We start from the raw sequence: 21,366 nt of genomic DNA, 5'->3' as shown, positions 1-21,366 counted from the left end.
TGTGTAGGTTGTGCGCCTGGCTTCGCGGGGCACCCGATGAGGCGATGACGGCGCGCACCGCACCCATACCAGCGCCCGAGGCGGCTCGCTGATCGCAGAGGGACGGTGAACGTGGCGCGGCAGTACCGGGTCGGGCCGAACGAGAGCACCTTTGGTCCGCCGGTCCGCCGTCCGGGTGGGGTGCAGGTGCACGGGTTGGGTGAGCGGCACTGGTCGCTGTTGGGCTTGCTGGCCGAGCACGGGGCGTTGCACACCGGGCAGGTGGTGACGTTGCTGTTCGGCAGCCGTCCGGCCGCCGTGCGGCACCTGGGGGCGCTGTTCCGGGCCGGGTTGGTGTGGCGGTTCGTGTATGACGACGACCCGTCGCATCTGGCGTACTACGAGGCAAGCACCGACGGTGTGACGGTCCTAGAGGAACGGCTCCATCGGTCGGGACACGCAGTGCCGCCCGTGCTGGCGCAGCCGGTCGCGGGACACCTGCTGATCAACGACTTCTTCACCGGCCTTGCCGCCGAGGCCCGCACCAATCAACATGGCTGTCTGTACCGGTGGCAGCGGGCGGCGGACACGGCGGCGTGGCTGCGGGGGTACGGGGTGTCCGGGGTGCGGCCCCGCGCGTATGGGGTGTGGATAGAGGACGGGATCGTGGTCCGGTTCCTGCTGCACATCGATCACGGGGAGCCGAAGCCATGGTCCGGCGACCCGGCCCCGCCGCCGGCGGAGGGGCTGGCGGGTTACCGGCTCGCCGAGCGGGGTGTTCCGGCGACTGCTGTTCTGGTCGTCCATGCCAGGCCGGAGCGGGAAGCGGACCTGCATCGCGAGTTGGCCGCCGCGCCGGTGCCGGTGCCCGTCGCGACGTGCACCCTGGATCGCCTGTACGCGGCGCCCAGCGCGGCCGACGCCATCTGGAACGTCGCCGGCGCGGACGACACCTTCGTACGGCTGATCGACGTGCCCCGGCGGTAGCAGCGCCTCACCTGCTCGTTCGGGCCTGCTGCTCCGCCGCTCGATGCCGGACACGTCGCCGGGCGTCGGGCGAGCGGTGTTGACAGATTCCGGTGTGGTGTCGGTGCGGGTCACCGTCCGGGGGTCGGCGGGGGTGTCCGCCTTGATCCGGACCCCTAAACCGACCCCGCCAGTCACCTAACAGCGCAGCTCACGGCCGGCCTGACAGATGCGGGCCGTGCTGCGACAGACCTCTGTCTGGGGTCTCCCCCGGGGTAAACAAAACATATTGGAGGCTGTATGGATGAGCTGTTCCTGCGGGTCCAGGCCCGCCTCACCGATCGTGATCATGTCCTGCTCGGGTGGCTGGCCGACCACGGCGTGCTCACCTCGTTCCAGATCTCGCACGCCCTGTACGGGTCGCTGGACTTCGCCCAACGGCGGCTGCGGAAGCTGTGCGAGGTAGGGCTGTTGGGCCGGTTCCGGCCGTTCCGGGCCGAGGGCGGCACCTACCCCTACCACTACGTGTTGGGTCAACTCGGGGTGGAGATCGTGGCCGCGCACCGCGGTGAGGACCTGCCCCGCAAGGATCAGGCCCGACGGCGGCGCTGGCAGTTGACCAACCGGGCGAATCTGCCACACCTGCTCGGCGTCAACCAGTTCTTCACCAACCTTGCCGGCTACGCCCGTACCCATCCGCAGGCGAGCCTGGACCGGTGGTGGCCGGCGGCCCGCTGCCAGCAGATGGGGGCGTTCGCCGACCCCGACGACGACGATGTGCAGGTCCGCGTCTACACCCCACGGGTGCGGCCAGACGGGCACGGCATCTGGACCGAACACAGCGTCACAGCACCGTACTTCGTCGAGTTCGATACCGGCAGCGAACCCCTCTCGGTTCTGGTCGACAAGATCGCCGGTTACCACCAACTGGCCCGGGTCACCGGCCGGGCATGGCCGGTGCTGTTCTGGCTACACGCCGCCGCCCGGGAACACCACCTTCAGCAGCGACTCACCGACGCGGGCGTCTGGTACCCGGTGGCCACCGCCGCCCGCGACAACGCCGCACAACGGGCCATAGGCCCGGCCGAGGACGTGTGGTGGCTACACCGCCGTCCCGGCGCCGGGCTGCGCCTGGCCAACCTCGCCGACGCCGTCCTCGACAACCGCAACCGAGAAGCCGCATGAAAGGCGGCCGACCGCCGCAGACACCAGATCAACCTCCGGCACGACGTTCGGGGCTTTGGCCGGCCCGGGTCACCACGGACCCAACAGGGTCAACGCCTCATGTGCTGACAGACATCGCGGCGCACTGACGTCGAGCTAATAGCCGGTGACAGATCCCGATAGGACCGCAGGCCAACTCATAACAGGCCCTCCGCATACCGGGCTCGCGCGACAGCGGGCAGTACCCGCGCTGCACCACGCGGCATGCCCCCGCGGGCGGCTACGTGCTCGGCTGGTCAGCACGCTGCAGAAATATTCCTTTGTTGGGCCGCTGAAAGTACCCCGACTTGACGAGGACAGCCTCAACGATGGAGCAGGTGTCCTCGGCCTCGACGCCGACGACGCTGCGCGCATTCTCGCCGGACAAGACAGCACCGAGCGCCGTGGGCAACATTGCTTTGAAATGGCGGAAGCCGTCCATCTGCGCCAGCGCCTCCACCGCCTTGGCCGGAACCGTCCCCCGGACGGGACTGTCGCTCAAGAGATATACGAGCGTCTTGGCGAAGACCACCAGCTCGAACAGGTGATCAACTTCGATCTCGATCGTGTCCGGCCGGGTTTTCGACCCGAAGATGTCCGCAGCCGAAACACACTCACGAGGGTCCACCCACATGGTTTTGCGCATAGACCGGACATTACGAGAGAGTGAGACTTCGGCGGTAGCGTGGACCGTTACCTCACCCCGGAGAGTGTGTCGGAGGCTCCCTCGGACCCTCGCTCGTGCGGGACGCCCCGGCTGAGGCTCCGTCCTGTTCTCCTCTAACAGTGCTGCTCAGCCGGTCTGACAGCCGCACCCGTCCACCGGGGACACATGATGAATAAGCACCTGCGGCGTGGTCGCACATCTCCGCGATGCCACGCCCGCTCCCGGCAGGGGTTGATGTCGCTGGCGAATCGCGGCGGCTGGTGCCCCGCTACCGGTGGCTCCTCGAACAGCTCGACCAGCACGAGGTGGTTCAGCCTGGGCCGGGCCGCGCCGTGATGGCGTCGCCCGGTTCAGCGTTGCTGTCCGCGCCGGTCGGTGGCCGGCGAGTCCGGTACCGGCGGGCGGGCGGCCCGCATGCCCGGTGTGCGGGCTCCTGCCGTCCCGGCGGGCGGTTGGTACTGGCGTAGCTGCCCGGCGGCGTGCCGGGCAGCGCGCGCCTGATGCAATCGGTCCTGCGCCTCGCGTAGGTCGGCCAGGCTCTCCGCCAATGCGGCGAGCGTGAACACGAGGTGCAGCGCGGCGAGGGTGTCGCGGTCGCGGGACACCGCGCCCATGACGGCGATCAACCGGGCCATCGTCCTCAGCTGCCCGGCCTGCGACACGCGGCGGGCCGGTACCCGGCCGTGCCAGTCGTGGGCGGCCCGGTCGAACCACTCGGCCGCATCCGACAGCGGCCCGCCCGCCCGGCCTTCCCACGCGTGCGCGGTCGCGGTCAACAGGTCGGCGGCGGCGTATGCAATCGCGGACGCGACGGCAGGGCTCGATGCGGCCCGCATCGCCTCGTGGGCGTCGCGGACCGTCTCGGCGGCGCGGCGGGCTACGTCCGGCGGCACGTTGCCCATGGCGGCCAGCCGCGCCGCGTTCCCGCCCGCCGTGCTCGGTGGTGTCCCGGTCCAGCGGGACCGTAGTTGCGGCAACGTCAGATCGGGCGCGAGGCGGCCCCCGCCGTAGAACACGGTGTCCCCGGACGCGGTGGTGTGCCCGTCCATGCCGGTCGCGTACCCGGTCACCTGCTGCGGGTCACGGGTGCTGCGCCGTAGCTTGACCCGCACCCCCGCGTGCGCGAGGCGGGCGAAGAAATCCGCTTCATCGGTGGCGATGGCGGCCACCTCGCGCACCCGGCGCCGCAACACCTCGCGCGGCGCCGCGCCGCGCCCGCCCGCCCGGCTCGCCCGCCGTCCCGGCCGCGCGCCGCTGGACGCGGCGTCAAGCCGGGCGGCCTTGTTCAACTCGGCCGGGCTCGGCCACCGGCGCGACCCCTTCCCGGGCCGCGCAACCCGGTACAGCCCGAACCGCTCCTCCAGGTCCCGGCACGCGGCCTGCGCCTTGCGCTTGTCCTGCCACGGCCACACCGTGCGCCGGTCCTGACGGACCAACGTGGCCACGACGTGAATGTGATCGTCGTTGTGGCGCACCGCCACCCAACGCACCGCGTCCGGATCGCCGTGCGGGGCCAACCCGATGGCGGCCACGATCTCGCCCGCGATGTGCGCCCACTGGGCATCGGACAGGATGCGGTCGGTCGGGTGGGTCCGGATCGAGGTGTGCCACAACGGCTTGGCCGGCGGCCGGAAACCGGCCCGGACCGGCTGTTCCAACAGCTCCGTCAACGCGCGCAGGTCGTGCCACCCGCCCGCAAGCTGCGGCGGTTGCAGCGCTGAGAGCGGACCGGCGCCGTCCCACGCGGCCACGACCCGCGGGCGTACGTGTTCCTCCCGCTTGCCAGGACCGAACAGGTACCGCAGCAACCCGCCCACGTTCGCGCCCCGTGGATGCACGGCCGGGATCACGACAAGCGGCGGTGGATGCGGGCAACCACCGTGTCCACCTCGGCCACAGCGCGCGTCACCCGCTGGACGGCATGTTCCAGCCACACCGGCGGCGCTCCGATGGAGTTGAGCGCCGCTACCGCCTGGTTGAGGTTGACGCCGGTCCGGTTGACCGCGTTACGGGCGGCGAACAGCTCCCGCTGTAGCTCGGCCAACTCCTCCACCCCGGCGGGCGCCTCGCCCACCCGGCCCGCCTCACTCGGCCTGCGGCGCGCGACGGCGAGCGCAGCCAGGGCACAGAACCCGGTCACGGTCATCTGTGCCGCGTCGGCGGCGGCCTTGATCGCGGACAGCTCTGCATCGGTGAACCTCGGCGTGAGCCGCTGGCCCCGAACGGTCTCGCCGCGCGGCCGGTACCGGCGGCCCGGCGCGGCCGGGCCGGTGCTGGTGGTCGGATCGGTCGGCGCACTGGGCGCGCCGGCGCTGGTGTTCTCGGTGTCTGCCATGTCTCGCACGGTGGACGGCTGCCGTTGTCGGGACCGTTACCGGCGACGGCCGGCTCCCCGTAGCACCCCGCGCAACCCGCGCCCGAACGTGACCGCGCCCGGTCACCCCCGCAGGGGCTGCTGAAGGCACCAACTTGCTCCGCCGTTACCGCGCCCGTGCGGGCGCTACCGGTTGGCGGGCGGTGGTGGTGCCGGGTTGGGCTGGCTGGTGGCGCGCCATGGGCACAGAACGCTCGACGCAGTGCCCGGCACGGCGAATTGCTGCCCGCACGTTCGGCGGCTGCGTTTGGACCCGAACCGGCGGAACGGGTGCCCGGTACAGGTCACGGTGACGTCGGCGGTGATCTCGTCGCCCACCGTGCGGGGCTGGGCGTGTCTGCACTCGTCGCAGACCGCTTCCGCCGGCGGCGCGGCCACCTCGCGCTCGGCAACCCGCAGCGTGTATATCCGCTGGATGCTGCTGTGCGGGGTGACCCGGCCGCACCCGTCGTCGCACCGCAGGTACCGCACCGGGAACGGCGTCGGATGTCGCCACTCGTGGACGAACTCCCGCACCATCATGCGGACGAACGCCCAACCGGTCGGCTCCCTCTGCTCGGTGCCGGACGGCTCCACCATGGCCACCATCAGACCGCACTCGGCGGCATCGAGCCCACCCGTCCGGGGCCCGGACGGTGTGCCTGTTCCGCCTGTTCCGTTCCACCGTTCCGGAAACGGGTGGGGCTGTTCCGGTGACCGTTCCGCGCTGGCCACCGGAACGGCCCGCGCACCCTGCGGCCGTTCCGGAACGGCCGGGGGCTGTTCCGCCCGGCGCGGCGGAACAGCGCGGAACGGCCGGCTTCCGCTTCCTAGTTCCGCTTCCTTGCGCCCGAACTGGGCCGACCTGAAACCGGAAGCAACCGGAAGCGACGCCCGGCGCCCCGGGCGGCTGATTGCGGCCCTGGTAGCGGCTGGCGAGGCGTTACCACGCGGGATGTTACCGCAGCGCTGCCGTCAACCCCGTAGCGCCCCCAGCTCCCGGCCCGGACGGGCCGGGCACGAACGCACCAACCGGTGCGGCCCCTGTTCCGGCTTGTGCCGGGCAATGCCGTTACCGGCTGGCGCCGCCGTTACCGGCACCCGCCGTAGCGGTTCCGGCAACACCTGCTCGTCAACGTCGAGACCAGACAAGGAGGCGAACCGCGCATGACCGCGACTTCCACACCACCGGCGAACATCCACTGTGGAGGAAAATGGCCACAAGCCAGACCCCGCACCACCCACGACGTCGCCCGCCTGTAGGCGACCGGTCGGCCACCGAAGCGGCTACCCCGCCCGGCACCGACCCCACCCCCGGCGCCACCACCGAGCACCACCCCGGCCATCGGCACGCGCGGGGGACGTCAACGATGGCCACGCCACCACCCACCCCACCCGAACCCGTGCCGCAGGAACCGGCCCCACCACGGCGGCGCCGCTCGACCACGGATCGGCGCACCGTGATCGTCGAACCTCACGATTTCCGGCTTCCTGACGTGCTCAGGCACATCGAGGCCGGAGAAATTGTGCTCGTCATGCCGCAGCACCACGGCCCTGACTAGCCGTCGAGCGGCAACGGAAAGGGCAGGCGCACCTGCTGAATGCCCGGCGCGGTGCCTGCCGCGCCCCTAGCCCGGCTGACCACGGGGCGCCCCACGATCGGGGCGCCCCGTATCAGCGTTGATCGATGGCAAGGGGGTGCGCACGGCCGGCGCAACCGACGACCGACCGGCCATGATTGACCCGTATCGCGACGGGCACGCGAGCGCGAGCAACCGGCCGAACGACATTTGAATGCCAGGGGGTGTGCCAAAAAGTGAAGAACATCGATCTCTGAGATGAGGGGTCGCGCAGCTCACGCCATACGCCCTCCAGCAGTAACGACGTACCTGCGCCATGGCCCCTGTCTGATGGCCTGGGTGGACGTGAAGGCATGGGGGGCGTTCGTGGGTGGGTGAAGATGATCACTGGCCGTGATCGATAAGGCATTGATGAACGTGACGCAATAGTCGGTGCGCGACCCGTGTGGTTCGGTGGCAAGCCGACCCGCACCGCAGCCGCGCCCCGCGCGGCGAGGAGCGGAAAGCGGCGCGGCAGCAATGCGGCGTGCGGGCGCCGCGGGGCGCGCGGGGGGTCGTCACCCCTTGTTAGGGGTGGTTGGGGTAGTCAGGGTGTGACAGGTTCCGGTGCGGGTGCGGGCGTGCTTACCGTGGGCAAGATCGGCTCCCTGATGGGGCGCATGAGGCGGGGCCGACCGGTTGGCCCTGGGCCACGGGGGCGTGGGGCTTCGAGTAGCTGAAGGGGCGCCGTCATGGCCCGAGCCCGCGTCGACAGAACCCATCCGGTCAACGTGCTCGCTGCGATTGAGCGGTTGACCGCCACCGACCTCCAGGTGTTGCGGCTGGTCGCCGAGCACGAGGTGATGAGTACCGAACAGCTCGCCGCGCTGTGTTTCCCGAACCCGGCCCGCGTCGCGGACGCGGCCGTTCGGCTGGACTACTTGGCCACCCGGGCGTTGCTGGTGAAGTTCGGTCACCCGGGCACGCACCCGGCGGGGGTTCCCGCCGACGACCTCAACCATCGGGCGCCCACCGGGCTGCCGACCCCGGTACCGGCCCAGTGGGGCGACGGGCGGCGGTGGGCGTGGTCGCTCGGGCAGGGCGGCGCCTACTGGGCGGGCGTCGAGCGCATCCTGAACACCGACCGCTGGGTGGATGCCTGGTCCCGGTCGTTCGTCCCGCTGGGACGTCCGCATCTGCGCCGCCGGCTGGCCCTGGGCGACTTCTTCACCGCTTTGCACCACCACGCGGTAGGCCGTGAGTACGCCGGGCTTGATCAGTGGTGGGGTCCGGCCCGGTGCGCCGACACCTGCGGCGGCAAGACCCGACCGGACGCGCACGGCCGGTGGCGCTACGGCACCGTGACGGTGCCGTTCTGGGTCTACAGCGACAGCGTGCGCCAGCCAACCCGAACCCTGATCACGACCGTCGACCGGCACCTGAACACGCACCCCGCGACCGCCGACCGGGACGTAATTCTGCTGGTGATGGTCAACGACAACCGGGAACGCGCGTTGCACCGCCGCTGGCTTCAACTCGCCGCTGACGGTGCGGTCCTGCCGTTGCCCCCGGTTGCCACAACCTCATACCGCAAGCTGCGGTCCTGGCCGGCAGAGGGCATCTGGCGACCGCTGACCGCCCGGGGTGCGCTCAGCGTGCCACTGCACCGCCTCGCCCGCGACACGCCCCTACGTGACTCCCGGTTCGGTGATCCGGGGGCGCTGCCTGGTCGGTCATCGGCCACGCCGACGGGCCTTGCCGTCACCGACCCGAAGTAGCTGAAACCTCATGAAGGGAGGCGAAAGCCATGGAGTGGAACGACGCGCGACCCGCGTCCCACCACCGTGGAGGAACATGGCCACAAGCCAGACACCGAACCCGCACCCTCGCCGGATAGTCGACCGGGCACCGGACGCCCCGCCGGACGGTGACCCCACCCCGCCCACCGAAACCGGGGACCGGACAACCATCGACGCGCTCACCCCACCGGCGGCGGACGACGCACCAACCGTGATCGTCGCACCGGACGAATTCAGGCTCCCGGACGTGCTCAAACACATCGAGGCCGGAAAGGTCGTGCTCGTCATGCCGCAACACCACACCGATGACTAGCCACCGAGCGGCAACCAAAGAGGCTCACCCGGCGCCATGCCGGGTGAGCCTACGCCGGGTTCCCGCGCTACCGCCGGAAACACAAACCATTGCCAAGGTCAACAATCCCCCTGGTCTCCGCCGGGCCGTCGTGGTCTGTCGTTCCGACGGCGATGCCCCACTGCCCGTCATGCTCCGCGAGAACCATTCCCCACGACGTTTTGACCGCGCGGGCCATGCCGCGTTTGACCGTGTCATCACCGGCATCCCACATCTGGGCCACCGTCTGCCCCGTGGGCGCATAGTCGAAGCGGTCGGGCACGATCTCGAAGCCCTCGATGCGCGCCTTGATCGCCTTGCGCTCCGCTACCAGCGTGTCCAGCTCGTCATCATCCTCGGTAGCCGACAACCGAGCCTGGATCTTGCGGAGCCCGGCCTGCAACTCGTCCAACTCGTGCGCGTTGCCCGCCACCCGCTGAAACGCGAGAACGTCCGTGCTATCGCTGGCGAACATCCCCGTGATGACTTCGATGATTGGTTGCGCGTCGATCCCCTTGAACTCGCCGCACGACAGGCGCTGCCTGGCGTGACCACCACAACGCAGCTTCGGCGTACGCGGCTTCGGTACCCGCGACTTGCCCGTACGCGCGTCCCGAGCTGGGGTCATGCCAGCATTGAGGAACACCTTCCCCCCGCATGCGGGGCAGTCCAGGATTCCGGAGATCCAGTTCGCCGGCCACGCGACCGGCCTGCCACCCTTGTTCGCGCGGCTCTCGGTCAGGTTCGCATCGAGGACCTTGTTCGCACGCCACCACAACGCGGAATCGACAACCGGCGCCACCTCGTGCGCCCACGTCTCCACCCGGCCCTCGTGCGTGTAGGAACACTCGATGACGCCCGTGTGGTTCGCGTCGAACCGGATCACGTTCTTGACCGAGGTCGGGTACAGGTCGTAGGCGCGTCCCACGCTGGACAGGGACTCGCCGCTACCAACCCGCTCGTACAGGTCCACCACGGCGGCGGGGTTCTCACACCACGCCTGCTTGGCGTAGCGGACACCCTTCGTCGCCCAGAACGCGGGCAACGGTCCGTGATGCGCCTTGTTGTCGCGGATCATCATGATGCCGCGATACGTCGTGCTCTTGACCGTCTTGGACTTCTCGGCGTTGGCGTGCTGCGCTACGAGCGTCACGATCCGGCCCGCGAAATCGGTCCGCCCGAACTGCGGCTCACTGATCGAGACGATGTCGCCACCAGCCGACCGGATAGCCAGCAGGATCTCCGCCTGAGCGTCCAAATCCTCCCGCCGGTCCAGCCGGGACGACTCGGTGACCATCAACGTCGAGTAGTCGCCCCGCGCGATGTCCGCGATCACCTCCCGCAACGCCGGTTCCTGCGTCCCATGACTCGCCGAGTAGCCATGCAGCCGGAACCACCTGACGATCGTGATCCCACGCTCGGCAGCCTCCGCCTCGATCACCTTGACCTGAGACACCTCGTCCTGACTACCAGTGCTGACCCGTACGAACCCCGCCCCGAGCGACACGTGAAGCTCCCTTCAGGAGAACAACCCACGTGTGTACACTACCCGACAGCTATCGGTCGTTGTCCACATAGACGACGCGAGCCGCCGGGTCAGCCGCCTGGGCCGTCTCGTGGACGTTGGGCGAGGTGGGCAGGCCGCTGCCGATGTCGAGGAACTGGGTGACGCCCGCCTCGCCGGCGAGGTGTCGCACGACCCGGCCCATGAAGGCCCGGTTCTCGCGCGGCGCGGTCGCGACGTTGGGGTTGGCTTTGAGGCCCTCGGCGGCCGCGGCCCGATCGGCGGCGAAGTTGTCCTTGCCACCGAGCAGGAAGTCGTAGACGCGGGCCGGGTGCGGGCGCCCGGTGTCGAACGGTTCGGCCACAGTGTCCCCTCGGTCGATCGATCGGCGCGCCCAGCATAGGCCGGGTTCAGCGGTCGGCCGATCCCAGTCGGATCTCCGCCGTCGCGGCATGCAGGGCCGGGGCCGCGCGGTCGAAGAAGTCGAAGAGGAGGTCGAGCTGGTCGGGGGTGTAGGACTCCAGGACCGCGGCCAGGTGGCGGCGGGCCGGGCCGACGATGGCGTCGATGTCGAGGTTGGGCACGTGTTCGACCAGGACACGGCGGCGGTCGGACGGGTCGGCGGTCCGGCGGGCGTGGCCGGCGCGTTCCAGGCGGTCGATCAGGCGGGTGGTGGCGCCCGTGGTCAGGCCGGTGCGCTCGGCCAGCAGGCCCGAGGTCACGGGGCCCTCCTGCTCCAGGACGCTCAGCGCGTACCAGTCGGTGGTGTTCAGGCCGGCGGCCTCGGCGAGGGCGACGCCGTTCAGGCCGACCGCGTCGAGGTAGCGGCGGAAAACCTCGTGAGCGTCTGGTCGCATTCATCTTCCCATGGTAAGAATCTGCATGAGAGCAGAGAATAACCCATGGGGAGGGCACTGTGACCACCGAGGACCGCCGCGCCGTCGAAGAGACGATCGCCGCGCTGGTGCGGGCATGGGCCGCGCATGACGATCGGGCCTATGCCGCGCTGTTCACCGCCGACGCCACCTATGTGACCTGGGTCGGCACCCGCTATCAGGGCCGCGCCGACATCGGCGGCAGTCACCGGGTGCTCTGGCAGAAGTTCCTGAAGGGCTCGACGCTGGCCGACGAGATCACCGACGTCCGGTTCACCGGGCCCGACACGGCCATCGTGACCAGCCGGGGCGAGGTGCTGCGGGGCCGGCCCCGAAAGCTCGGCAAGGTGCAGACGTACGTGGTGGTGCGCGAGCCGGACGGCCGCTGGCGCATCGCGGCGTTCCAGAACACCAAGCACAAGGCGATGGCCGAGGCGGTGTCGTTCCGCTTCGCGCCGGGGTTGCGGCCGGGCGCCTAGGAGTCCTTGCGGCCGCCGTCGGCAGGTGGGCCAGGATGCCGGAGAGGATCAGGGTCACCGGCCGGGACAGGTCGAGAGCCAGGCGGCCGGTGCGAGGATGCGGCCGGTCGCGTCGTGATCGTGAGGTCCCGGCCGATATTGCGGAACGTGCCAATTTGGCTTCAGGGGGTTAACCGGAGCCCGCGGTCACACCATGCTGATCGAGGGGGCACGATGAGTGAACGCAGCGGCTTGCCACCGCACGTGATGTCCGGGATCGACAGCCCGATCCGGGAGACCCGCCTCAAGGGTGTGGGCGAGCTGGCCCGGGTGGTCGTCGGCGCCGATCTCGCGATGGCCGCCGCCGCCCGCCGGGCGCTGGGCCGGATGGCCGGCGACGAGAGCCGCGCGGTCGCGGCCGCGGCGGCCGGCATGCTGGAGCGTACGGCGATCCGCCTCGACCCCGACCGCATCGACTTCGGGACCGTTCCCCGGGTGACCGCCCAGCTCACCGCCGACATCGCGGTGCACGGGCCGCCGCTCGCCGCGGTCAGTTCGGTGACCACCTCCGGCCCCGGGCTGGACGCCACGCTCGACGGTGACCGGCTGCGGATCACCTGGCAGCCACGGTCCGACTGGCTGGACGGGACGGTCACGGTGCACGGGCCGTGCGGGTGGGCCGATGTCCGGGTCACCGGCGCCATCGAACCCGAGCCGCTCACCCGGATGCTGATCGAGGAGCTGGCCGCCGCCGACATCGACCCGAACGCGGCCCGGGTGACCGTGCTGGTGTCGCAGCCGCGGCGCCGGGCCGGGGCGGGAGCGCTCATCTCCGTACTCGTCGCCCTGGTTCTGCTCGGCGGAGCCGGCGTGGCCTTCGCCCTCACCAACGGTGAGCAACCGCCGGCCCAGGGAATCGCCCTGCCGGTGGAGAGCCCGACCCCCACGGTCACCGTGGCGCCGACCGTCAAGGCCACCACCGCCGTGCCCAAGGTGCGGCTCGCCCGGCAGGTGGCCAGCGTGGACAAGCCCACGGCGCTGCGGACGATCAAGGTCGGCCGGGAACCCGAGGGGATCGCGGCGGCGCCGGACGGGCGGACGGTCTACGTGGCCAACCAGGGCGCGCGCGAACTCTCCGTTATCGACGCCCGCAGCGGCCGGGTCAGCACGGTGAAGCTGCGCACCACGCCGCGCTTCGTGGCCGTGTCCCGGGACTCGCGGCTGGTCTTCGTGTCGATGTACGAGAACGACAAGTCGGGCAGCGGGGTGGCTGTGGTCGACGCGGCCCGGCGCAAGGTCACCCGGAACCTGAGCACCGGGGAACAGCCGTACACGCTGGCCGTGGGGCCGGACGGGCGGCTGTGGGTGCCGATCCACGGCAAGGGCCGGCTCGAGGTGTACGACGCCGACGGCCGCAGCCAGCACAACGAGATCGAGGTGCCGCCGAACCCGCACGCGATCGCCTTCTCGGCGCCACGCCGGCGGGCCTTCACCGCCAGCCACGAGTCCAACGCCGTCGGCGTCGTCGACACCCGCACCGGCAAGCTCTACCGGTCGATCCCGGTGAGCCGCGCCCCGCACAGCGTCGCGGTCTCGCCGGACGGCTCCAAGGTCCTGTCGGCGGGGTACGAGGCGGACAGCGCCGACCTGATCGACGCGGCGACGCTGAAGCGCACCGGCCCGCTGAAGGTCGGCCGGGACCCGCAGTTCGTGGCGTTCGCGCGGGACGGGAAGCACGCGTACGTGGTGAACGAGGGCGATGACACGGTGTCGGTGCTGGACGCGCGCACCGGTCGGGTGACCGCGACCGTGAAGGTGGGCGGCAGCCCGCGGACCGTCGCGGTCGCGCCGGACGGCCGGCTCGCGTACGTCACCAACGGCGCCGACAACACGGTCAGCGTGCTGCGGATCGGCGCGTGATGACCACCGCCGGCCTGGTCGCCCTGGCGATCGTGATCGGCGGCGCGTTCAGCTACGCCGCGGCGTCGATCCTCCAGGCGGTGGCGGCCCGGCGCAGCTCGGGCACGGTCAAGACGATGGGCCACCCGTTCTACCTGGCCGGCATCGCCTGCGACATGCTGGCCTGGGTGGGCGCGATGGTCGCGCTGCAGAGCCTGGCCGTGTACGTCGTGGAGTCGGTGCTGGCCGGCTCGCTGGCGCTGACCGTGATCGGCGCGCGGATCTTCCTGAAGTCGCGCCTGCGCCCACGGGACGTGGCGGCCATCGTGGTCACCCTGGCCGCGCTGGCCGTGCTGGCCATGTCGGCCGGCCCGCAGGAAGACGTCCCACCTTCGGCCCGGCTGCGCCTCTGGCTCTGCGCGGCGGCGGTCGCGGTGGTGGCCACCGGGTGGGGCGCGGCGAAGGCGGGCGCTCCCGGCGGGGTGGTCGCGGCACTGGCCGGCCTCTGCCTGGGCGGGGCCGCGCTGGTCGGCCGGGCGCTGCCGGTGCCCTCGTCCGGCACCGTCCTGGACAAGGCCCTGGCCATCGTGACCGAGCCGCTGACCGCGGCGCTGCTGATCTTCGCGGCCACCGGCATGATGCTGTACGCCCACGCGCTCCAGCGCGGCGAGGTCGGCCCGGTGACCGCGGTGCACTGGACCTTCGAGGTGCTGACCCCGTCGCTGGTGGCCGTCGCGTTCCTCGGCGACACGGTGCGCGCCGGCTGGGAGGTCCCGGCGGCGGTGGCGGCGCTGGTCACGGTCGCCTCGGCCGCCCTGCTGGCCACGGCGCCGGCCACCGGCATGACCCACGCGGGCGAGCTGACGGCCGCGCCGTCGTCGGCCCTGGTCGCCGCGTCGCGCCCGCGCGAGCGGATCATCTGGTGGGGACCGCCCCCGATCTGGCGCCCGCCCAGCCGGGCCCAATCCGCCCTGTTCACCCCGCGCCTGGTCGCAACGGGCGAGCTGACCTGGACCGCGGCCTTCGCCGAGCCGTCCTGGGCGACCGAGCTGCGCGAGAAGGTGGCCACCGAACGGGAGAAGGCCCGGCCCTGGCACGACCTCTAAATCTCTTGATGTTCGGGCGCGAGAAGGGTCTCCTGAACGGCATGACGATGATCTGGGACGTCACCCCGGCGGGGTGGGCCGAACCGCGCTCGCCGTCCCGGTGGGCCCGCTACCAGCCGGCGCCGAGGTGTGGCCCCGGCCCGGGCCGCCGGCGTGGACGCCGCTGGTCGCCGACCGGCTGGCCGCTGACGCCCCGGGCCGGCCGCCGCACCCGGACCTTCCCGGGTAAGCGCTAAAGCGGGAGCCACTCCGTGCTCATGGTGATCTCGGCCAGGACTTCCGGTAAGGGTTCGATGCCGATGCCGGGGCCGGTCGGGACCGGCAGGTGGCCGTGGTCGAGGACGAAGGGCTCGGTCACGTCGGTGCGGTAGTAGCGTCCGGACGCCGACGTGTCGCCGGGCAGGGTGAAGCCGGGCAGGGCGGCCAGCGCCACGTTGGCCGCCCGGCCGAGGCCGGTCTCGAGCATGCCGCCGCACCAGACCGGGATGCCGGCCGCCACGCAGACGTCGTGGATGCGGCGGGCCTCCAGGTAACCGCCGACCCGGCCGGGCTTGATGTTGACGATGGAGCAGGCGCCCAGCCGGATCGCGTCCGCCGCCGCCTTGGCCGAGACGATCGACTCGTCCAGGCAGATCGGGGTCCGGACCCGCTTGGCCAGGTCGGCGTGGCCGAGGATGTCCTCCTCGTCGAGGGGCTGTTCGATCAGCAGCAGGTCGAACGGGTCGAGCGCGGCCAGCACGGCCGCGTCGGCCCGGGTGTAGGCGGTGTTGGCGTCGACCTGGAGCAGGATCTCGTCGCCGAAGCGGTCCCGGACCGCCCGCACCGGTTCGACGTCCCAGCCGGGCTCGATCTTGAGCTTGATGCGGACGTAACCCTCGTCGAGGTAGCCGCCGACCGCCTCCAGGAGCTCCGGGATCGAGTTCATGATGCCGACCGAGACGCCGCAGGGCACGCGGTCGTGCACGGCCCCCAGCTCGCGGGCGAAGGTGCGGCCCTCGGCGCGCAGCTCGGCGTCGAGGATCGCGGTCTCCAGGACGGCCTTGGCCATCCGGTGGCCCTTGAAGCGGTGCAGCGCCGGCGCCACGGCGGTCGCGTCGGCCTCGGGGCGGGCGCCCAGCGCCGGGACCAGGTAGCGGCGCAGGACGTCGGCCGCGCCCTCGACGTACTCGCTGGAGTAGAGGGGGTCGCTCATCGCCACGCACTCGCCCCAGCCCGCGGCGTCGTCGCCGACCGCGCGGAGCAGCAGGATGTCGCGCTCGGTCTCGGTGCCGAACGAGGTGCGGAACGGCGCCACCAGCGGCATCCGGATGCGGCGCAGCTCGATACCGGTGAGTTTCACTCGTGCTCTCCCCTACGGACGACGTACCAGCCCGACCGGTCGAAGCCGGGCACCGCGGCGCCTTCGGCGAACAGCGGCACGAGCACGTCTCGGACGGCCGTACGCCACAGCTTCGCGCACCGCGGGTCGGTCTTGCGCAACCCCTCGATGTCCGGCGGCGCCGCCACCAGCACCGTATCGCCGTCGACCCGGCCGGGCAGCGGTTCCCCGGACGCCGACCGGCCCAGGCCCACCACCGCGCCGGCCGCACGCAGCGAGGCGACGTCCCAGCGCGGGCCTTCGGCGGCCACCGCCCGGTCGACGCGGGGCGCGGTCAGCTCCCAGCGCAGCAGCAGCCGGTCGGTCTCGTCGTCGCCGTTGATGCCGTCGCGCATGCTGCCGTAGAAGTTCGGCAGGTACTGCACCGGCAGCCCGCCCAGCTTGATCAGGTTGAAGTAGGCGTTGCGGCTGACCAGCGGGTCGAAGGTCCAGGTGATCACGTCCACGCCGTGGCGCAGGCACCAGGCGCGCTGGTGCAGCTTCAGGGCCAGGCCGACGCTGCGGCCCATCACCCGGCCGGCCACCCCGGCGATGTGGCTGTGCAGTTCGCGCCGGGCGGGCGGGGCGAAGAAGCCGGCACAGGCGCCGACCAGGCCCGTCTCGTCGTAGGCGCCGGCCACGTAGTTGCCGGCCTTGGTCAGGGCGCGCAGGATCTCGGCGGTGACCGGCGGGTTGGTCGGGTCGGGGTGCCAGATGTCGTCGAAGAGCCGCTGCACGGCGTGCAGGTCGGCCAGCTCGGTCAGCGTGCGGACGGTGACACCGGCCGCGGCGGCCGCGGATTCGGCCGCGTCCTCGGAGCGCAGACGCAGGTCCATGCCGGTCACCAGCCCGGGGACGCGGCGCGCACCGGGCGCAGCGGCGTCAGGATCTCGGCGGCCAGGGCAGCGACCAGGGCGGCCCGGCGGGGCATCTCGGCCACGACCACGTGTTCGTGGTCGGCGTGCGCTCCCCCGCCGACGGCGCCCAGGCCGTCCAGGGTCGGCGTGCCCACGCCCGCGGTGAAGTTGCCGTCCGAAGCGCCACCCACCGAGGCCTGGCCGGGAGCGTCCAGCCCGAGCCGCCCGGCGACGGCCACCGCCTGGTCGTACAGGGCCTGGCTCTTCGACAGGGGCGGCCGGTTCGGGCCACCCTCGATGATCAGCCGCGATCCGGGTACGGCCGGGCTGAGCAGGCGCATCGCCGCGTCGACCCGCTGCTGCTCGCCGAGCGTGCGGATGCGGACGTCGACCGCGAAGTCACCGGCCGCCGGGACCGTGTTGGTGGTCGTGCCGGAGGTCATCCGGGTGGGCACGACCGTGGTGCCCTCGCCCGCGTCGGCGAGCGCCCGCACGGCCAGGATCTGGTGGGCCAGCTCGACCGAGGCGTTGACACCGCGCTCGGGTTCCAGGCCGGCGTGCGCGGCGCGGCCCTCCGCGCGTACGCGATAGAGCGACACCCCTTTGCGCTCGGTCTTGAGCGCGCCGCCGTCGGCCGACGCCTCCAGCACCAGGGCGGCGGCGCAGCCGGCCGCCTCCGCCTCGATCAGCTCGCGCGAATCGGGCGAGCCCAGCTCCTCGTCGCCGGTGACCAGGATCGTGATGCCGGTCCGGTCGGGCAGCTCGGCCACCGCGTGGATCGCCTGGACCAGGCCGGCCTTCATGTCGAAACAGCCCGGGCCGCGGAGCACGCCGCCCTCGACCGTGACGGGATGGGTGGCCAGGGAACCGATCGGCCACACCGTGTCGTGGTGGCCGAGCAGCAGCACGCGGGCCGGGCCGTCGCCGAACCGCCAGCGGAGGCACCCGTGGGGCAGGCGCTCCGGCTCGGCGCCCAGCCGGGCCGCGCCCACCGCGGCCAGGACGTCGGCGCTGCGGGCCACGGCGTCCGGGTCGTGCGACGGTGACTCGCAGCGGACCAGGGTCTCCAGGTCGGCGAGCATCCGCGGGAGGCGCTCGTTCATGCGGTTGAGCATCAGGCCACCTTGGGCGTGGCGCGGACGCCGAAGTGCAGGTAGCGCTCGCCGGTGGCCAGCCGGTAGAAGACCAGCGGGATCCAGTGCCGGCTGTTCGGCAGGCGTACGGCGTAGCGATCCTGGTCGATCGCGACCATCGGCAGCTCCTGGACCGGGTCGGGGACAAGCTCGGCCAGGGGGCCGGTGGTGGTGATCCGGAAGGTCCCGGGCAGCACCTCCTGACGGCTGCCGGCCCGCTCGTACACCCCCAGGTGCGGGGTGAGGTCGACCTCGGGCTCGTCGGCCGGCGGCTGGATCGGCGCGGGCAGGGCGACGCCGGCCACCTCGGCGAAGATCTCGGTGAACAGCTCCTGGAACAGGTCGCGACCGTTCTCGGCGTTGGTCAGCAGGGTGACCGCCAGCCCCTGCTCGGGCAGCAGCCGCAGGAACGCCTGCTGGCCGATGGTCGTGCCGTCGTGGCCGATCAGCCGACGCCCGTCCCACCCGAACCGGATCCAGCCCAGCCCCCACGAGTCGCCGAGGGTGTCCTTCTCGGGCAGCTCGACCTGCTGGGCGGCCATCTGCTCCCGGCTCCCCTCGGACAGGATGTCGCCGCCGGTCAGGTGCAGCTTCGCGAACGTCAGCAGGTCGGCCACCGACGAGTTGATCAGCCCCGCCGGCCCGAGCGCCCGCGGCAGCATCCACACCGGCGCCGTCTTCCCGTCCACGTGCCCGATCGCGGCGCGGTGCCGCAGCGCCTCCTCGGGCAGCGTCGACGTGCGGGTCAGACCCAGGGGCCGCACGAGCCGTTCCTGTACGGCCGCGTCCCACGTCCCGCCGGCCAGCCGCTCGATCACCAGCCCGGCCAGCACGAACCCGGCGTTGCAGTAGGACCAGGTCGCGCCGAGCGGATGGTTCTGGGCCACGTCGGCGAGCAGGTCGACGTACTTCTCGACGCAGTCGTCGCCCCGGCCGGTGTCGGTGAACACGTCGCCGTCGATGCCGCTGGTGTGGGTCAGCAGGTGCCGCATCGTCAGGCCCGGCCGCTTGAACTCCGGCAGCACGTCGGTCAGCGGCGCGTCCAGGTCGAGCTTGCCCTCGTCGACCAGCTGCATGGCCAGGGTGGCCGTCCACACCTTGCTGATCGAGCCGATCTGGAACACCGAGTCGGGCGTGGCCGTGACGCCGGTGTCCACATTGAGCACACCGTGGGCGACGGTGACCGGCTCCTCGCCGACCCGCAGGATGCCGAGGGCCGCGCCCGGAACCCGGTGACGCTCGGCCAGCGCGGTCAGCCGGCACTGCCAGTGCGCGGCGTCCAGGGGCGCCCGGCCCGAACCGGTGTGGCGCTTCACCCACTCGGCGACCCGGCGGCCGTAGTCCATCCGCTGCGACGGCGGGCCGTCCACGATGAACAGGTGCGAGGCGCCGGGATAGAGCACCAGCTCGGTGGGGACGCCGCGCTCACGCAGGGCGGTGTGCCACTGCTGGGCCTGGCCGGCCGGGCAGCGCGCGTCCGCCTCACCATGCAGGACCAGCGTCGGGGTGCCCACGTCGGCGACCCGGGTGATCGGTGACATCGCGGCGTAGCGGTCCGGATCGTCCCACGGGTGCAGGTTCAGCTCGTACGACGACATGAACGACCCGAAGTCCGACGTGCCGGCCATCGAGGTCAGGTCGGCGACCAGTCCCCCGGCGACCGCGGCCGCGAACGGCTGGTCCTGCGCGGTCAGGTAGCAGGTCATGTAGCCGCCGTAGCTGTAGCCGGTGACGGCCAGCCGTTCCGGGTCGGCGAGGCCCTCGGTGACCAGGGTGTCCACCGGCTCCAGGAAGTCCTTGGCGTCGGACACGCCCCACGCGCCGGTGGTGGCGGTGAAGAACTCCCGGCCGTACCCGTCGCTGGCCCTCGGGTTGACCACCAGGACCGTCCAGCCGTCGGCGACCAGTTCCTGGTGGTAGAGGTGGATCTCGTCGGCGGCGCCGTCCCACGCGTTGTGCGGGCCGCCGTGGATGTCGAGCAGCAGCGGACCGCGTCCGGTGACCTCCGGGTCGCGCGTCACCCAGCCGTGCACGGTGGTGCCGTCGGAGATGGTGAACTCGCGCTCGACGCGGGGGAACAGTTCCAGGTCCTCGATGCCGTGGCTGGTGAGCACGGTCTCCACGCCCGTGGTCAGATCGACCTCGACCACCTCGCCGAACGAGTTCGGGGTGCTCAGCACGATCACCGCGGTGTCGCCGGCCACCGACAGCCCGCTGACCAGGCGACCGGCGCCGGCCACGACCGGGCGGGGCTCACCGCCGGCCAGATCGGCCGAATAGAGGTGGGTGTAACCGCGATCGCGTACGCAGAACAGCACGGTCTTGTCGTCGGTGAACCGCGGCAGCGCGCCCGGGTAGCCCGGTCCGCCGGGCATCACGTTGCGGTCCAGCGGGGCGGCCAGGTCGGTCACCGCGCCGTCCTCCAGCTGCACGCGGAGCAGGCCGGAGAGCCCGACGGGCGGACCGTCCATGCCCACGACCAGCAGCGACTCGCCGTCCGGGGCCCAGGTGACCGCTCCGCCGTACCCGTCGGCCAGGCCCTTGATCTCGGGTTTGGCGTGCGGGTCGGTGATGTCCAGCAGGTGGATCGGCGCGTGCGCGACCAGATCGGCGTCGGACGCGGTGGCCGCGGCGAAGGCCAGCGTGGTCGAGTCCGGCGACCAGGCCGGCTCCCCCGCGTGCCAGTCGCCCTCGGTGACCTGCCTCGGTTTCCGATCATCAAGATCAACGACAAACAGATGCTTGCGTACGCCGCGCAGCAGTCCCGCGCCGTCGGCCTGGTAGTCGACCCGCCGGGTGACCATCGGTGCGTTGGAACTGTCTTCCGGCGCGCGATCGACCGGGGCGGCGAAGGCGATCTTCGTGCCGTCCGGGCTCCAGAGCGGCGCGCCCGCCCCGAGCGGGAGGTCGGTGAGCGCCTCGGGCTCGCCACCGTCCGCCGGGAGCAGCCAGACCTGCTTGTCCCGGACGAAGGCCAGCCAGGCGCCGTCCGGGGACCACGCCGGCGACGTGTCGTTCTCGCCGCGGGTCAGGCGCCGCGGCGGAACTCCCGCTCCGGTGATCCAGATCGCGCGGGCGGTGCGGTCGGCCTCCACGTCCGCGGTACGCAGGACGTAGGCGATCCGGCCGTCCGGTCCGAGCGCGGGCTGCTCCGGCACCGCGACGTCCCGCAGATCCTCGATGCGCAGTCTCCGTACCACCGCGGACTCCTCTCCTTGGTCGTAGTGCAGCCTGCCCGCCGCGGTCCGCCGGTGTCTTGGTGCGACCGGACGAGAGCGGGCCGCCGTACTCGTCGGGTCAGTCACTTGCATCATGAAAGT

Annotated in this window: 18 protein-coding genes and 1 pseudogene; 8 read left to right on the top strand and 11 right to left on the bottom strand. The window is 71.8% G+C overall.

The window, feature by feature from the left end; translation table 11 throughout:
• Window positions 1-111: 111 nt before the first annotated feature.
• Complete coding sequence (locus AB0M54_RS14245; RefSeq protein ID WP_364471223.1) at window positions 112-966, top strand: replication-relaxation family protein; 855 nt, start codon at window positions 112-114, stop codon at window positions 964-966.
• A 279-nt stretch (window positions 967-1,245) separates the two neighbouring features.
• Complete coding sequence (locus AB0M54_RS14240) at window positions 1,246-2,130, top strand: replication-relaxation family protein (RefSeq protein ID WP_364471220.1); 885 nt, start codon at window positions 1,246-1,248, stop codon at window positions 2,128-2,130.
• Window positions 2,131-2,389: 259 nt separating this feature from the next.
• Here AB0M54_RS14240 and AB0M54_RS14235 read toward each other — a convergent pair whose 3' ends face one another.
• The 4 genes from AB0M54_RS14235 to AB0M54_RS14220 form a co-directional block, all read right to left on the bottom strand.
• Entirely contained in the window at window positions 2,390-2,794 is a 405-nt protein-coding gene (locus tag AB0M54_RS14235) for a hypothetical protein (RefSeq protein ID WP_364471217.1), read from the bottom strand.
• A gap of 371 nt (window positions 2,795-3,165) precedes the next feature.
• Complete coding sequence (locus AB0M54_RS14230) at window positions 3,166-4,623, bottom strand: relaxase (RefSeq protein WP_364471214.1); 1,458 nt, start codon at window positions 4,621-4,623, stop codon at window positions 3,166-3,168.
• A gap of 38 nt (window positions 4,624-4,661) precedes the next feature.
• Window positions 4,662-5,150: a hypothetical protein gene (locus tag AB0M54_RS14225; RefSeq protein ID WP_364471211.1), complete on the bottom strand. Its 489-nt coding sequence runs from the start codon at window positions 5,148-5,150 to the stop codon at window positions 4,662-4,664.
• A 165-nt stretch (window positions 5,151-5,315) separates the two neighbouring features.
• The gene (locus tag AB0M54_RS14220) at window positions 5,316-5,768 is read right to left on the bottom strand and encodes a hypothetical protein (RefSeq protein ID WP_364471208.1); all 453 of its coding nucleotides are present in this window, start codon (window positions 5,766-5,768) and stop codon (window positions 5,316-5,318) included.
• A 1,750-nt stretch (window positions 5,769-7,518) separates the two neighbouring features.
• On the opposite strand from AB0M54_RS14220, the gene AB0M54_RS14215 reads away from it, so the two are divergent.
• Both AB0M54_RS14215 and AB0M54_RS14210 read left to right on the top strand, forming a co-directional pair.
• Window positions 7,519-8,505 carry a replication-relaxation family protein gene (locus AB0M54_RS14215; protein ID WP_364471205.1) on the top strand — a complete coding sequence of 329 codons (987 nt, stop codon included), beginning with the start codon at window positions 7,519-7,521 and terminating at the stop codon, window positions 8,503-8,505.
• A 76-nt stretch (window positions 8,506-8,581) separates the two neighbouring features.
• Window positions 8,582-8,839 (top strand): hypothetical protein, encoded by a 258-nt coding sequence (locus tag AB0M54_RS14210; RefSeq protein ID WP_364471202.1) that lies wholly within the window; start codon window positions 8,582-8,584, stop codon window positions 8,837-8,839.
• Window positions 8,840-8,906: 67 nt separating this feature from the next.
• Here the strand turns inward: AB0M54_RS14210 and AB0M54_RS14205 are convergent, their stop codons facing one another.
• The 3 genes and pseudogenes from AB0M54_RS14205 to AB0M54_RS14195 all read right to left on the bottom strand — a co-directional run bounded on the left by AB0M54_RS14205 (window position 8,907) and on the right by AB0M54_RS14195 (window position 11,218).
• The gene (locus AB0M54_RS14205) at window positions 8,907-10,364 is read right to left on the bottom strand and encodes a recombinase family protein (protein ID WP_364471199.1); all 1,458 of its coding nucleotides are present in this window, start codon (window positions 10,362-10,364) and stop codon (window positions 8,907-8,909) included.
• A gap of 55 nt (window positions 10,365-10,419) precedes the next feature.
• Window positions 10,420-10,743, bottom strand: a pseudogene (locus AB0M54_RS14200) (SAM-dependent methyltransferase); the annotation flags it as partial.
• A gap of 28 nt (window positions 10,744-10,771) precedes the next feature.
• Window positions 10,772-11,218, bottom strand: a complete 447-nt coding sequence (locus tag AB0M54_RS14195; RefSeq protein ID WP_364471196.1) for a MarR family transcriptional regulator — start codon at window positions 11,216-11,218, stop codon at window positions 10,772-10,774.
• A 59-nt stretch (window positions 11,219-11,277) separates the two neighbouring features.
• Here AB0M54_RS14195 and AB0M54_RS14190 point away from each other — a divergent pair, with 59 nt between their 5' ends.
• The 4 genes from AB0M54_RS14190 to AB0M54_RS14175 all read left to right on the top strand — a co-directional run bounded on the left by AB0M54_RS14190 (window position 11,278) and on the right by AB0M54_RS14175 (window position 14,935).
• Window positions 11,278-11,715, top strand: a complete 438-nt coding sequence (locus AB0M54_RS14190) for an SgcJ/EcaC family oxidoreductase (RefSeq protein ID WP_364471193.1) — start codon at window positions 11,278-11,280, stop codon at window positions 11,713-11,715.
• 213 nt (window positions 11,716-11,928) lie between these two features.
• On the top strand, window positions 11,929-13,614 hold the full coding sequence (locus AB0M54_RS14185) for a YncE family protein (protein ID WP_364471190.1): 1,686 nt from the start codon (window positions 11,929-11,931) through the stop codon (window positions 13,612-13,614).
• A complete protein-coding gene (locus AB0M54_RS14180; RefSeq protein ID WP_364318112.1) occupies window positions 13,614-14,699 on the top strand; it encodes a hypothetical protein in 1,086 nt (361 codons plus the stop codon). The genes AB0M54_RS14185 and AB0M54_RS14180 overlap by 1 nt, the downstream gene beginning before the upstream one ends.
• An 8-nt stretch (window positions 14,700-14,707) precedes the next feature.
• Entirely contained in the window at window positions 14,708-14,935 is a 228-nt protein-coding gene (locus tag AB0M54_RS14175) for a hypothetical protein (protein ID WP_364317250.1), read from the top strand.
• Here AB0M54_RS14175 and menC read toward each other — a convergent pair.
• Genes menC through AB0M54_RS14155 form a run of 4 tightly spaced genes read right to left on the bottom strand, consistent with a single transcriptional unit; the run spans window position 14,932 to window position 21,246 of the window.
• Entirely contained in the window at window positions 14,932-16,038 is a 1,107-nt protein-coding gene (gene menC / locus AB0M54_RS14170) for an o-succinylbenzoate synthase (protein ID WP_364471187.1), read from the bottom strand. The two genes, AB0M54_RS14175 and menC, sit on opposite strands and share 4 nt — an antisense overlap.
• Window positions 16,035-16,892, bottom strand: a complete 858-nt coding sequence (locus AB0M54_RS14165; RefSeq protein ID WP_364471184.1) for a GNAT family N-acetyltransferase — start codon at window positions 16,890-16,892, stop codon at window positions 16,035-16,037. Before AB0M54_RS14165 ends, menC begins: the two co-directional genes overlap by 4 nt.
• Before the next feature lie 5 nt (window positions 16,893-16,897).
• Window positions 16,898-18,028, bottom strand: coding sequence for a M20 family metallopeptidase (locus AB0M54_RS14160; protein ID WP_364471181.1), 1,131 nt, complete (start codon window positions 18,026-18,028; stop codon window positions 16,898-16,900).
• Window positions 18,028-21,246, bottom strand: a complete 3,219-nt coding sequence (locus AB0M54_RS14155) for a serine hydrolase (protein ID WP_364471178.1) — start codon at window positions 21,244-21,246, stop codon at window positions 18,028-18,030. Before AB0M54_RS14155 ends, AB0M54_RS14160 begins: the two co-directional genes overlap by 1 nt.
• Window positions 21,247-21,366: the final 120 nt, after the last annotated feature.

Origin of the sequence: Actinoplanes sp. NPDC051470 (assembly GCF_040682035.1) — a bacterium.
GTDB lineage: Bacteria > Actinomycetota > Actinomycetes > Mycobacteriales > Micromonosporaceae > Actinoplanes.
The sequence above is the reverse complement of the archived record's forward strand: the minus strand, read 5'-3'. Positions and strand labels throughout refer to the sequence as shown.